General features: G+C 55.3%; 14 protein-coding genes. 12 read left to right on the forward strand and 2 right to left on the reverse strand.

Going from position 1 to position 12,694, the window contains the following annotated elements:
• Positions 1 to 221: aldo/keto reductase (locus BIS11_RS02620; RefSeq protein WP_253585713.1), on the forward strand; the 221-nt coding region annotated here is incomplete at its 5' end.
• A 184-nt stretch (positions 222 to 405) separates the two neighbouring features.
• Here BIS11_RS02620 and BIS11_RS02625 read toward each other — a convergent pair.
• A complete protein-coding gene (locus tag BIS11_RS02625) occupies positions 406 to 1,344 on the reverse strand; it encodes a LysR family transcriptional regulator (RefSeq protein ID WP_253418536.1) in 939 nt (312 codons plus the stop codon).
• 250 nt (positions 1,345 to 1,594) lie between these two features.
• Here BIS11_RS02625 and rhmD point away from each other — a divergent pair, with 250 nt between their 5' ends.
• The 9 genes from rhmD (at position 1,595) to BIS11_RS02670 (ending at position 10,376) form a co-directional block, all read left to right on the forward strand.
• A complete protein-coding gene (rhmD, locus tag BIS11_RS02630) occupies positions 1,595 to 2,779 on the forward strand; it encodes an L-rhamnonate dehydratase (protein ID WP_253585714.1) in 1,185 nt (394 codons plus the stop codon).
• Between the two features lie 20 nt (positions 2,780 to 2,799).
• Positions 2,800 to 3,135, forward strand: coding sequence for an L-rhamnose mutarotase (rhaM, locus tag BIS11_RS02635; protein WP_253418530.1), 336 nt, complete (start codon positions 2,800 to 2,802; stop codon positions 3,133 to 3,135).
• Complete coding sequence (locus BIS11_RS02640; RefSeq protein ID WP_253418528.1) at positions 3,126 to 4,010, forward strand: amidohydrolase; 885 nt, start codon at positions 3,126 to 3,128, stop codon at positions 4,008 to 4,010. Before rhaM ends, BIS11_RS02640 begins: the two co-directional genes overlap by 10 nt.
• A gap of 31 nt (positions 4,011 to 4,041) precedes the next feature.
• Positions 4,042 to 4,812 (forward strand): SDR family NAD(P)-dependent oxidoreductase, encoded by a 771-nt coding sequence (locus BIS11_RS02645; protein WP_253418526.1) that lies wholly within the window; start codon positions 4,042 to 4,044, stop codon positions 4,810 to 4,812.
• Between the two features lie 27 nt (positions 4,813 to 4,839).
• Positions 4,840 to 5,637 carry an HpcH/HpaI aldolase/citrate lyase family protein gene (locus BIS11_RS02650; RefSeq protein ID WP_253418523.1) on the forward strand — a complete coding sequence of 266 codons (798 nt, stop codon included), beginning with the start codon at positions 4,840 to 4,842 and terminating at the stop codon, positions 5,635 to 5,637.
• A gap of 58 nt (positions 5,638 to 5,695) precedes the next feature.
• A complete protein-coding gene (aldA, locus tag BIS11_RS02655; protein WP_253418519.1) occupies positions 5,696 to 7,132 on the forward strand; it encodes an aldehyde dehydrogenase in 1,437 nt (478 codons plus the stop codon).
• 27 nt (positions 7,133 to 7,159) lie between these two features.
• Positions 7,160 to 8,680 (forward strand): cytosine permease, encoded by a 1,521-nt coding sequence (locus BIS11_RS02660; protein ID WP_253418516.1) that lies wholly within the window; start codon positions 7,160 to 7,162, stop codon positions 8,678 to 8,680.
• Positions 8,680 to 8,871, forward strand: a complete 192-nt coding sequence (locus tag BIS11_RS02665; protein ID WP_253418513.1) for a hypothetical protein — start codon at positions 8,680 to 8,682, stop codon at positions 8,869 to 8,871. Before BIS11_RS02660 ends, BIS11_RS02665 begins: the two co-directional genes overlap by 1 nt.
• A gap of 143 nt (positions 8,872 to 9,014) precedes the next feature.
• Positions 9,015 to 10,376, forward strand: coding sequence for a GntP family permease (locus BIS11_RS02670; RefSeq protein WP_253418510.1), 1,362 nt, complete (start codon positions 9,015 to 9,017; stop codon positions 10,374 to 10,376).
• 248 nt (positions 10,377 to 10,624) lie between these two features.
• On the opposite strand, the gene BIS11_RS02675 is transcribed toward BIS11_RS02670, so the two are convergent.
• On the reverse strand, positions 10,625 to 10,966 hold the full coding sequence (locus BIS11_RS02675) for a hypothetical protein (protein WP_253418507.1): 342 nt from the start codon (positions 10,964 to 10,966) through the stop codon (positions 10,625 to 10,627).
• A gap of 419 nt (positions 10,967 to 11,385) precedes the next feature.
• Here BIS11_RS02675 and BIS11_RS02680 point away from each other — a divergent pair, with 419 nt between their 5' ends.
• Together BIS11_RS02680 and BIS11_RS02685 are read left to right on the forward strand one after the other, a co-directional pair.
• Positions 11,386 to 11,880: a molybdopterin-dependent oxidoreductase gene (locus BIS11_RS02680; protein ID WP_253418504.1), complete on the forward strand. Its 495-nt coding sequence runs from the start codon at positions 11,386 to 11,388 to the stop codon at positions 11,878 to 11,880.
• Positions 11,881 to 11,902: 22 nt separating this feature from the next.
• Positions 11,903 to 12,694 (forward strand): histidine kinase dimerization/phospho-acceptor domain-containing protein (locus BIS11_RS02685; RefSeq protein ID WP_301286401.1); only part of this gene is annotated, 792 nt, incomplete at its 3' end.

The following is a 12,694-nucleotide window of genomic DNA, read 5'->3' on the forward strand; positions in this document are numbered from 1 at the left end:
TCGCCGACCGCCACGGCGTGCCCCCCGCCGAGATCACCCTGGCCTGGATCAAGGCGCGCGGGCTCGTGACCATTCCGTCCTCCACCAAGGCGCGCAATATCGAGAGAAATTTCAAGGCCTTCGATATCGAGCCAAGTGAGGCGGAAATGGCCGACATCGCCACCCTCGATCGCGGCGAGCGCATCGCCAATCCGGAGATGGCGCCAGAGTGGGACCAGTAATACCCACTAGCGCGCACAACCCCAGCCTTGAGCACTTTTTACTGGGCGCCTGTATCCTCAGGCGCCCTGTTTAAAGAAAATGCAGGGCTGTATAAAGTATTTGAAAGCCATTTGATAAGTCGAACGGCTCTTGCACATCATCAGAGAGCGATACTTGGTATCACCTCTTCTCTTCAAATCGGCATTATTCTCGCCATTGCGTGGCATTTTTTCTCAGTATGTCGCAAAAACCGGTGACCGGCTCGCCATGGTAGGCCTCTTTTCTTGTCAGTAGTCCAAAAGGAGCGAGCGTTCTCCCCAGAGTCATGGGAAGCTTATCGATCAGGCCCGCCGATAGGTAGTCATTGAGCACGGTTTCGGCCATGACCAGCAGGGCATCGCTTTTTTGTACGAGTTGCAGCGCTGCAAAGATGGACCCGCATTCAATAATATCGCGAGGTGACACCAGCCCCTCCATTTCGAACTCCTTCTCCAGCGCTTGGCGTGCGGGTGTCGTAATCGGCTGCAAGATCCAGGGCCAGGTTTCGAGCAGTTCCTTCAAAGGGGGCAGGCGCGTTTGGACGAGTGGATGATCACGGCGTACCACGGTCACCATATTTTCATTACCCAACGGTTCGAAATCGAAATGATTGTGCTGGATCGAGGTAGCATAGCGAGCAATGGCGATGTCCACCTTTCCCTGCCCAAGAAGCTCTACTAACTGGTCGCTGGTTTCTCCCATCAAGCGTATCTGTAGAAGAGGGCGCTGGCGCTTCATCTCAATAATGGACTGCGCTACCAGGTCGGGGGCGGCCCCCATAATGGCGCCTACCGTTAACTGTCCACGCCCGCCTAACTGGTAACGGTGCATCTCTTCAGCGCAGCGGTCCAGGCGCGCCAATGCATTCTCGGCAAAGTCGACCAGCATCTCCCCCGGCCCAGTCGGCTGCATGCCCTGCGAGGTGCGCTCGAAAAGCTGGCAGTTAAACACCCGTTCGATTTCGCTCAGCATTCGCGTAGCCGCTGGCTGGGACATGTGCATGACCGCCGCCGTCTGATGAAGATTTCTGCGTTTTCCCAGGGTCGAAAGCATCAGCAGGTGCTTGTAGCGTAGCTTGGCGGCCAATGACTGAAAGCTTTCCATGACGTTTTCCTGCTTTTTGATACCCAAATAGTATGGCGAAGTGAACGACTCGAGATGTGCGACATTAGTCTAGTTGGCTATGTCGCCTGTTTTTATCTGCCTTGGTGTAAAGCCGCACCATTAGGAGTATCTGTCTGTCAGATAACCAAAAGGTATCGAGGAGAACGAGATAAGCATTGGCTCATGAACGCACTTTTACTTACAACGTTACTCAAGACGATGGCGTTAATAATAGCGAAAAGGAACGTTAATGAGCGATATCACTATCAAGCAAGTGCGCGCCTATACCGTTCGCGGTGGCGGTGCGGATTATCACGATCAGGCGGATGGACACTGGATCGATTCACAAATTGCCACGCCCATGAGCAAGTACCCTGAGTACCGTATGACCCGGAGCAGTTTTGGTCTCAACGTTCTGGGAACACTTGTCGTCGAGGTAGAGGCAAGTGACAACACGGTGGGTTTTGCCGTTACCACAGGCGGAGAGATCGGCGCGTGGATTGTCGAAAACCACTTGGCGCGCTTTATCGAAGGCAAGCAGGTGGGTGAGATCGAGAAGATCTGGGATCAGATGTTCAACGCCACTCTTTATTATGGACGTAAAGGCGTTGTGATCAACACCATTTCCTGTGTGGATCTGGCGCTTTGGGATCTGCTGGGTAAGGTGCGTCAACTGCCGGTCCATCAATTGCTGGGCGGCCCGGTTCGCGATGAACTGGTGTTCTATGCGACCGGGGCCCGCCCCGATCTGGCCAAAGAAATGGGGTTCATTGGCGGTAAGATGCCGCTGGTTCACGGTCCTGCCGAAGGTGAAGAAGGTCTCAAGAAGAACCTTGAGCATCTGGCCAAAATGCGTAGCGCCGTGGGCGATGACTTCTGGTTGATGTACGACTGCTGGATGAGCCTGGATCTCAACTATGCTACGCGGTTGGCCCAAGGCGCCAAGGCGTATGACCTCAAATGGATCGAGGAGGCCTTGCCGCCCGATGACTACTGGGGCTATGCGCAGCTCAAGCGCGATGTTCCCAAGGGCATGCTCGTGAATACCGGCGAACACGAAGCGACCCGTTGGGGGTTTCGCATGCTGCTCGAAATGGAGTGCTGCGACATCATTCAGCCCGATGTGGGCTGGTGCGGAGGTATTACCGAGCTGATCAAGATTTCAGCGCTTGCCGATGCCCATAACAAGCTTGTCGTACCGCATGGTTCTTCGGTCTACAGCTACCACTTCGTGATCACACGCCATAACAGTCCGTTCGCCGAGTTCTTGATGATGGCGCCCAAGGCTGACGAAGTCGTTCCCATGTTCAACCCGCTATTGCTGGATGAGCCGGTACCCGAGAACGGTTGCATGTCCGCCTCTAAGCTGGATAAACCGGGTTTTGGAGTGCGCTTGAACCCCGATTGTGAGTTGGCACGTCCCTACACTCATTAAACGAATTTGAGGAGTTATCTATGCCTATCAAGGCGCTGCGTATGACGCTCCACCCGGGGCAGGAAGAGGAGTACCAGCGCCGGCATGATGAGCTGTGGCCAGAGCTTGCAACAGCGCTGACCGATGCCGGTATCGAAGAGTATCGAATTTTCCTCGACCCTCGAAGCCTGCACTTATTCGCCATCATGTACCTGCGTGAGGAGCATACCGTGGATCAGCTTTCGGCCTTGCCCGTCATGCAGCGCTGGTGGACATATATGGCCGATATCATGGATTCCGCCGCCGATAATTCGCCGGTCAGCGTCCCTCTAGAGGAAGTCTTCTCTTTCTTGCCGGGAGAGCCTACATGCAAGTAGTCGATCCGCATCTTCATTTTTGGGCGCTTGATCAGGGCAATCAGCCTTGGCTCGAGAATCCCACGCCGAACCTGCTGGGTGATTATACCCCCATGGCGCGTGACTTCGGGCCGGATGAGTTACTCGATCAGCTCGATGACATCGAACTGGTGGGGCTGGTTCACGTGGAAGCGGATGCCGATGACCCTGTGGCAGAGACGCGGTGGTTGACTCGCAAGCTTGCCGAATACCCGTCGTTGAACGCGGCAATGGTGGTGGGGGTGGATCTATCTCAGCCGGAGGCACCGGCCAGGCTCGAAGCGCAGTGCGCTCTCTCCGGTGCTGTACGCGGGGTGCGCCAGATTCTCAATGTGCACCAGGACCCGCTTTACGACTATGTCGAGCGCCATTACATGAAAGAGGCGCTTTGGCAGCAGAATCTAGCGCGGCTAGCGCCGCTGAAGCTCTCGTTCGATCTTCAGATATATCCTTCGCAAATGACTCAGGCCGCCGCTATTGCCGCGCGCCACCCCGATATTCAGTTCGTGCTCAATCACGCAGGAATGTACGTGGACCGTCAAGGCGTGCGCGGATGGCGTGAGTGGCGTGATGGTATGCGGACGCTGGCTTGCCAACCCAACATTGCGACCAAGCTGAGTGGCTTTGGCATGCTCGACCATCAGTGGAGTCTTGGCAGCATTCGTCCGCTGATTCTAGAGGCGATAGATGCGTTTGGCGTAGAGCGATGCCTGTTCGCTTCCAATTATCCTGTTGATGGACTTTATGCACGGTATGCAGATATCTGGCATGCCTATGCGCAGATCATCGCCGATGCGAGCCACGCCGAGCAGCAAGCGCTCTTCGTAAGCAATGCTCGGCGCATCTACCGTATTTAAATCTGATCCATCCATCTCAAGGGGGATTTACATGTTACTGGCAGACAAGAGCGTCATCATTACCGGGGCCTCTCGTGGTATCGGTCGTGCTGCCGCTATCGAGTGCGCGCGACAGGGCGCCAATGTCGTCATCGGTTACAGCGGTAGCCCTTCCAGCCGCGCTGCGGTAGACGAACTGATCCAGGAGATCGAAGCGCTTGGTCGCCGTGCCGTCGCGGTTGGGGCGCCTGCAGAAGATCCGGATACCGGGCAGCTACTGGTCGATGCGGCCGTCGAGCAGTTTGGCGGTGTCGATGTCTTCGTCAATAACGCGGGTATCTGTCCCTTCCATAGCTTCCTGGATATGCCCCGCCAGACCTATCTCGACACGGTGAACACGAACCTCAACGGTGCCTTTTTTGCAGTTCAGGCAGCGGCCAATCAGATGAAACGTCAAGGGCGTGGTGGCGCGATCATTGCGGTGAGTTCGATCAGCGCGCTCGTGGGGGGCGGTATGCAGACGCACTACACGCCTACCAAGGCGGGGCTCTTGTCGTTGATGCAGTCCTGTGCCGTTGCTCTGGGGCCATATGGCATCCGCTGCAATGCGCTTCTTCCTGGCACCATCGAAACCGATATCAACAAGGAAGATCTTGCCGACCAGGAAAAGCGCGATTACATGGCCGGGCGTACGCCTCTTGGCCGCCTGGGGCGTCCTGAGGATTTGGCTGGACCGCTAGTCTTTTTGGCCTCCGACATGGCGCAGTACGTCACCGGGGCATCGCTGCTGGTGGATGGCGGCATGTACGTCAATTTGCAGTAATTACTCTTATTTTGAGGAGGCGAAAGCATGCAAATGCCCGTTAATGAGTTCAAGAAAGCGCTGGCGAGTGACACGACCCAATGGGGCTGTTGGGCCGGTTTTGCGACAGGGTATGCGGCCGAAATTATCGCGGGGACCGGTTTTGACTGGCTGCTTATCGATGGTGAGCATGCACCCAATACGGTGCCCACTATTCTGGCTCAGTTACAGGCGGTGCTGCCTTACCAGAGTGCGCCGGTAGTGCGCTGTGTTAATCAGGATCCGGCACTGATCAAGCAACTGCTCGACGTTGGTGCTCAGACGCTCATGGTTCCCATGGTCGAAAGTGCCGATCAGGCGGCGGCGTTGGTGCGGGCGACACGTTATCCCCCACACGGTGTTCGCGGTGTGGGCGGTGGGCTGGTACGGGCGACGCGTTGGGATGGTGTGGACGACTACTTGTCCAGGGCGCATGAATCGCTCTGTCTGATCGTGCAGGTGGAGTCCCCCAAAGGGGTCGAATCCGCCGAGGCGATCGCCAACACCGAGGGGGTCGATGCGGTATTCATCGGACCGGCCGATTTATCGGTGGGGATGGGGCATCCGGGCAATCCAGGCCACCCCGAGGTGCAGCAAGCCATCGAGACGGTGATCAAGGTGGCTAAAGCGGCGGGTAAGCCGGTCGGTATTCTTGCCCCCCTTGAAGAGGATGCTCGCCGCTATGAAGCACTGGGCTGTCACTTCATTGCCGTGGGAATCGACATCAGCCTGTTGCGTCAGAGCGCCATGGCCACGGTGGCCCTTTACAAGGAGCAGACTACGCATAACGCTTCAAGCACGTATTGATGCACTGATCCGCCGCGGTTTCATTGTAGCGGCCTATAACGATAACAGGAGCATGACAATGTCACAGCTAACCACTTACCAAAACTATATCAATGGCACCTTCGAGCCAACTTCCCAGCACTTGGAGGTTCTCAACCCTGCCACGCACGAGGTATTGTCTCGGGTTCCCGCCTCAAGTGCTAACGATGTCGAGAGAGCACTCGAGGCCGCACGTGGAGCACAAAAACAGTGGGCAGCGACGCCTGCCGTCGAACGGGCCGCCTTACTGCATCGCTTGGCCAACAAACTGCGCGATAATGTTGCTCCTCTGGCACGAACGATCACTGCCGAGCAGGGAAAAATAAGTGGGCTGGCCGAGGTCGAGGTAAACTTTACCGCTGACTACCTGGATTACATGGCCGAGTGGGGGCGTCGCATCGAGGGCGAAATCATTCAGAGTGATCGGCCTAAGGAAAATATTTTTCTTTTTCGTAAGCCTCTCGGCGTGGTGGCAGGCATCCTACCTTGGAACTTTCCGTTTTTTCTTATCGCCCGCAAGATGGCGCCTGCTTTGATTACGGGTAACACCATCGTCATCAAGCCAAGCGAAGAGACGCCGAACAACTGCTTCGAATTCGCTCGTCTGTTCGATGAGGTTGGCTTTCCCACTGGTGTTTTCAACGTGGTGAGCGGAACGGGCGCTGAGGCAGGCAATGCGCTCACTGCCAGTGCTCAGGTCGACATGATCAGCTTTACCGGTAGTGTTGAGACCGGTACTCGCATCATGGCTAACGCCGCCAATAATATCACCAAGCTCAATTTAGAGCTGGGCGGCAAAGCGCCTTCCATCGTCCTTGATGACGCCGATCTAGATCTAGCCGTGAACGCCATTCGCGGTTCTCGAATCATCAATACCGGACAGGTGTGCAACTGCGCCGAGCGCGTTTACGTGCAGCGTGGCGTGGCCGATGATTTCATCGCACGAATGGCTAAGGCGATGGAAGCTACCCGCTATGGCGATCCCCTGGCCGATAGCAATGTCGAAATGGGACCCATGATCAACCAGGCAGGGCTGGATAAAGTCGTACAGATGGTCGATACCGCGCGTCGTAACGGTGCCGAACTAGTTACGGGAGGCAAAATTGCCGATCTCGGTGCTGGTTTTCACTATCAGCCGACGGTGCTCTCAAATTGCCGCCAGGATATGGAAATCATGCGCAAGGAGATTTTTGGCCCTGTACTGCCTATACAGGTGGTCGATACCCTCGATGAAGCTATTGCGCTTGCCAACGACTGTGAATATGGCCTGACGTCCTCGATCTATACCCGCAGCCTCAACAGCGCTATGCAGGCGGCGCGCGAGTTGGATTTTGGCGAGACCTACATCAACCGTGAAAACTTCGAAGCGATGCAGGGCTTCCACGCCGGAGTGCGTAAATCTGGCATTGGTGGAGCGGATGGAAAACACGGTTTGTACGAGTATACCCACAGCCACGTGGTGTACTTGGAAACCTGATAAATCATCTGATCGAGGTACCTTGCCATGAGTCATATGAGCGACTCTGCCGCCACGCTAGACCCGTCTGGCGTGGCAGGTGAAGAAGTAACGGGTGGGGAGTATGAGCGTACGCCGGTGCCTGTAAAGGCCCGGCTCGGTTTCAAGAGCTTCATCGGCATGTATGCAGGTGAGCATGCTGCGGGCACCGAGCTGATGATCGGACCCTTATTCGTGCTGGCCGGTGTGGCGGCTTTCGATGTGGTGATAGGGCTATTGATAGGCAACATGCTGGCGGTACTGAGCTGGTTGTTCCTGACGGCGCCTATTGGCACGCGAGTTCGGCTGACGCTCTATCGCCATCTCGAAAAGATAGCAGGCCGTCATACGGTCATTCTCTACAACCTGGCTAACGGCGTGTCATTCTGTTTTCTTGCGGGCGCGATGATCACGATCTCTGCTACAGCCGTCGGCGTATGGTTCGGTTTTCCCTTACCGACCCTGTCAGATCTGCTGCCCAACAGCCTTGGGTGGGTATTGAGTGTTATCGGTGTCGGTGTCGTCATCACCGTTGTTGCGGCGTATGGCTACCGCTTTGTTTCCTGGTTTGCCAATATCGCGGCACCGTGGATGGTACTGATGTTTCTGGGCTTCGGTATCGTGTCACTCAAGTGGTTCATCGATGCAACGGGTGCCGAAGCCAGCTCATTGGGCGATCTCTGGACGTTAGCGGATACCGCGATATGGACCGGTGTGGAAGTTCCAGGCCAGCCCAGTTTCTCTATTTGGCACGTCATTTTCTTTGCCTGGTTCGCTAATATGGCAATGCATGCGGGCATGTCCGATTTGACGGTGCTCCGGTTTGCCCGCAAGAGCTGGTACAGCATTGCATCGGCTGCAGGTATGTACGTAGGCCATTTTATGGCGTGGTTAGCTGCCTCTATGCTGTTTGCCTTTCAGATGTATGATGCAGGGCTCACCAGTGAAGCTGCTGTAATTGCTGCCTCCGAGGCAGGGCAAATTCCCACACCGTTACCTGGCCCGCTTGCCGATCAGGCACTGGGGATCGCTGGTTTGATCTGCGTCATCATCGCTGGCTGGACGACGGCCAATCCTACCATTTATCGCGCAGGCCTTGCTTTTCAGGCAATCATTCCCACCGTGTCGCGCTTCAAGGTGACCATTGGCACAGGGATTTTGACCACCATCGTGGCGCTGTTCCCTGGGGTGGCGATGCAGCTACTGGACTTCGTTGCCCTATATGGTTTGCTGCTCATGCCAGTGGGAGCGATGATCTTCATTGATTACTGGGTATTGCCCAAACTTGGTCTGAAGAGTTTCTACGCCGAGTATACCGGGCAGCAGTTCACGCTACCTGTGATAGCCACATGGATGGTCACACTGGCTATTTGCTTGTTTATGGTGCAATTCGCCGGCATCGAAATATTCTTTGTTGCCCTGCCTGGCTGGTTCATTGCCGCTGGACTCTTCGTCCTGCTCAGCTTCATCGCTCAGCGCAAGCGAGTCGAACCTTCGGCAGCACCTTCTTCACCGCTGGAGTCGACCTGATGCGTAAACTACTTCAAGGTATTTCGCTCTTGATGTTGGTGCTGACCGTTCTTTTACCCCTGCTTTATTTGTTCGATATGGTTAGTGAATCCGCCATGAAGACAAATATTCTAATAGTAACCGTTCTCTGGTTTGTCATAACGCCCTTGTGGGCAAGAAGAGAAAAGGAAACGACAACCGGTAACCCATAATCGACTCGTATCTAGTATTAATAAAAATCGAAAATTAGCCCCTCAAAGTGCTCAAGGTAATTAGAAGAAAACTGCGCGCAAGATGAATTCTTCTGCTTAAAACACTTTTGGCTCATAAATACGATAATAGTGGAGAACACGCCATGGAAGTATTGCACCTTGCGGTAGCGATCCTGCTGATCCTATTGCTCATTCTTTATGTGAAATTAAACGCTGCTATTAGTTTGGTAGTGGGCTGCCTGTATCTGGGATTATCCATGGGGCTGGGTATGACTGGAACCGTCGACGCCATCGGCGCAGGTTTTGGTAATATTATGACGGCCATAGGGTTGCCGATTGGCTTTGGCGTTATCATTGGTCAGCTCATGAGCGATTCGGGCGCTGCGCATAAAATCGCCTATCGGCTGGTTGCTAGTGCGCCAAAAGGTGCCGGATTATATGCGCTAGGGTTGACCGGGTTCCTGTTGTCGATCCCGGTGTTTTTCGATGTCACGTTCGTGATTCTGGTTCCTCTCGGCGTGGCTCTGGCCAAGACCTTGAGTAAGCCCTTGCCTTACGCTATTGGTGCGCTGGTCATTGGGGCGGCTACCTCGCACACCATCGTGCCGCCTACCCCTAACCCCTTGGCAGCCGCCTCCATTCTTGGTTTTGATATAGGCATCATGACCTTTGCTGGATTGACCGTCGGACTCATTACTGCACTGGTCGTCATGAAGCTCTATTTCATGCTGCTCGATGCCGGTATCTGGAACGCCGCCAAAGATGAGCTCGCGATTAATGAGATCGATGAGGAGGAGAGCGCTACTGTATCTCCCGAACTACCCGATATGCCCCTATGGCAGGCATTGGCGCCCATTGCCATTCCGATCCTGCTCATCCTGAGCGGTACACTGTACGATTATGGACAGCAAATCGGCATGCTCGGTGGTACCGAACTGCCAGGTTTCGTCGCCTTTGTGAGCGACCGAATCGTGGCCTTGATGCTTGGGGCCATTGCGGCCTATGCCATTGCCATTCCCTTAATGTCTCGAGATCGTTGTGATGTGTCGGCATCGAAAGGTTTGCAAACGGCGGGCTTGGTACTTCTCGTTACCGGTGCAGGTGGCTCTTTGGGAGCGGTGATCAAAGAAACGCAAATCGGCGAAATGCTCGTTGATCAACTATTTCGTGATACCCAGTCCGCCTTGGGCATGGTGCTGCTGACTTACTCTCTGGCGGCGATTTTTCGTATTGCCCAGGGCTCTGGCACCGTGGCCGGTATCACCGCCATGACAATCATGGCTGGGGCGGCCTCTACCGGTGTGGTAGACCCCTTATGGATTGCCTTGGCGGCGCTAGCGGGCGGTATCAGCATTGGCCACGTAAACGATAGTGGTTTCTGGATCACTACCCAACTTGCTAAATTTACCGTTCGTGGTGGGTTCAAGACCTACACGCTGGGCGAGGCCATGGTGTCATTGACTATCTTGATGCTGACGATTATTGGAGTGTTGATATGGAATTGACCTATTTCCCGATGTTCCAACTGTAGGCGGTTAAAGCGGAAGGGCGTATAGTGCAAAGGCGCCCTCCCACGATGGCTGCCATTAGTTTGGGCGATTACTGATAATGGAGCTGATTTTTACTAATGACCTGATGAAGATAAAGCCAGCGTTTATATCCTCCGTTTCGATTTCATCCATGATGATATCGATATGGGGTTTTCTGTCGATGAGCCGATCGATTGCCAGCTGATAATCGAGCCAGCCTTAGCCTAGAAGTACGAATACCAGCTTTCCATCCTCGACGATAAAATATTTGGCGTGAAGAACGGCATCTTAACGCCCCACTGGTGGATCGCCGTTTCCAGAATAACCTGTTGATCATGATAGTTATCGCTTGTCAGTAGATTAACAGAGTTAAATATGATCTGAAGGCCGTTCGAGGGGGCGGCCTTTACCAGACGATGTGCTTTATCAGCGCTGTGGAGAGGGAGGCTGACGCCAGACTCTATGCCTAGAAGAACGCCAAGTTTTCCTGCTTTCTGTAAGAGTTCCTGAACACTTTCGAGCACCTTGCTGAACGCTGATTCGTTGAAGTTATCCTCGGTATACACGACCTCGGTATTGACGTTGCTGGTTTTGGTATAAACGATACTACAGCCAAAGTCTCTGACGTACTTGAGATACCTCTTGAAAAGCGGCAATGCTTGTTTGCGCTACTGTCAATCAGGGTAAATAATATTAACGTAGCAGTCCGATACAGCAATTTTAACTCCCCTGGTAATGAATTAATATCGAATATGACTGGCCAAATTCGGCTTAATTAAACCAAGCTCAAGAGTCAGATCGAAGGATTTTCCTAGATCGAGCTAGATGGTGATCAGCTGATCATACACTGATTTTAGAGTATGGTTACAGGACGGCGAATTCATAGATATATCTCGTTATCAATCAGCAATAACTTGATATGCCTTCGTTGTAAGCTCCTATATAATCACTCCTTGGAACGATTTCTGGCAGGAGCTTTTCAATCATGCGCTACCTCATCGCCCTCCTGGCGGCTTTTTCGCTACCTTCGCTGCACGCCGAGACGCTCGAGGCGCCGCAAGGGCCGGTCATCCTGACCGTGTCCGGCGAGCTCGAGAATACCAATGCCGGCGATCAAGCGCAGTTCGATCGCGCCATGCTGGAGGCGCTGCCCCAGCACGAGACGGTGACCCACACGCCCTGGCACGATGGCGCGGTGCGTTTCGTCGGTCCGCTCGGGCGCACCCTGCTCGACGCGGTGGGCAGCGAAGGGCGTGAGCTTCGCATCATGGCGCTGAACGACTATTCGGCCACGGTGCCGGTGCGCGATTTCTACAAGTACGACGTCATCTTCGCTATGAGCGCCAACGGTCAGCCGCTGCAGGTGCGTGACCAGGGGCCGCTGTTCGTCATCTACCCCTTCGATCAGGCGTCGTCGCTGATGAACGAAGTGACGCTCTCGCGCTCGGTGTGGCAGGTCAACCGCATCGAGATCGAATGATCCTGTCGCGAGGCCAAGCGCGTTGCGCCTAGCCCGGAAGCGTCTCCTGCCGCGCGGCGTCGGCATCGCCACGCTGCTGGCCCTGATGCTGTTCTTCTCGACGCTGGCCACCGGCGGGGTGATCTACTATCGCCAGCAGGCGCTCGAGAATCGCCTGCTGGAGAACATGCTGTGGTCTGCCTACCAGTTCGACCGCGAGGTGCGCGAGCTGCGCCTCGAGCTCGCCGAGTCGCCGATGGCGCGCCCATGGGACGAGTTGCAGCAGCATCTGGAGATTCTCTTCAGCCGTCAGCGCCTGTTCATGCAGGGCGACCTGGGCGCCGCCGTGGCCAGAATCGAGCGCCTGCGCCCGCTGGTCGCGGCCTCGAAGGCGGGAGTGGAGCGCCTCGAGGCGTCGATGGACGAGCGCCTTCCCGGGCCCGGCGGGTTGACGGCGGCGTTGGTCGAGCGCCTCTCGCTGCAGGCTTTTGATCTCCAGACGATCACCTCCGCCATTGTGGTAGAAACCAACGCAAGCGTGGCATACACCCGCACCAACGAGCGGCAAAGCCTGATCGAGCTCTATGGCGTGGTGTTGGCGCTGATCTTGCTGCTGATGGGGACTGGTGGACTGCTGGTGCGCTCGCTGGTGCTCGAGAACCGTGCCCAGCTCGGCAAGGCGCGGGCGGCCCAGATGGCCAGTCGCGCCAAGTCCGAGTTCCTGGCCATCGTCAGCCACGAGGTGCGCACGCCCCTCAATGGCATCGTCGGCATGGCGGATCTATTGCGCGAAGAGGTGAAGAGCGACGCCGCCCAGCGCTACCTGAAGGCGCTC

The organism is Halomonas sp. 707D4 (assembly GCF_024158685.1).
In the GTDB taxonomy this organism is placed as follows: domain Bacteria; phylum Pseudomonadota; class Gammaproteobacteria; order Pseudomonadales; family Halomonadaceae; genus Vreelandella.

Coding starts and splice junctions, on each gene's coding strand:
- BIS11_RS02625 (WP_253418536.1), bottom strand. CDS start 1,344: ATGGAAAGCTTTCAGTCATTGGCCGCCAAGCTACGCTACAAGCACCTG.
- rhaM (WP_253418530.1), top strand. CDS start 2,800: ATGCCTATCAAGGCGCTGCGTATGACGCTCCACCCGGGGCAGGAAGAG.
- rhmD (WP_253585714.1), top strand. CDS start 1,595: ATGAGCGATATCACTATCAAGCAAGTGCGCGCCTATACCGTTCGCGGT.
- BIS11_RS02640 (WP_253418528.1), top strand. CDS start 3,126: ATGCAAGTAGTCGATCCGCATCTTCATTTTTGGGCGCTTGATCAGGGC.
- BIS11_RS02670 (WP_253418510.1), top strand. CDS start 9,015: ATGGAAGTATTGCACCTTGCGGTAGCGATCCTGCTGATCCTATTGCTC.
- BIS11_RS02650 (WP_253418523.1), top strand. CDS start 4,840: ATGCAAATGCCCGTTAATGAGTTCAAGAAAGCGCTGGCGAGTGACACG.
- BIS11_RS02645 (WP_253418526.1), top strand. CDS start 4,042: ATGTTACTGGCAGACAAGAGCGTCATCATTACCGGGGCCTCTCGTGGT.
- BIS11_RS02665 (WP_253418513.1), top strand. CDS start 8,680: ATGCGTAAACTACTTCAAGGTATTTCGCTCTTGATGTTGGTGCTGACC.
- aldA (WP_253418519.1), top strand. CDS start 5,696: ATGTCACAGCTAACCACTTACCAAAACTATATCAATGGCACCTTCGAG.
- BIS11_RS02680 (WP_253418504.1), top strand. CDS start 11,386: ATGCGCTACCTCATCGCCCTCCTGGCGGCTTTTTCGCTACCTTCGCTG.
- BIS11_RS02660 (WP_253418516.1), top strand. CDS start 7,160: ATGAGTCATATGAGCGACTCTGCCGCCACGCTAGACCCGTCTGGCGTG.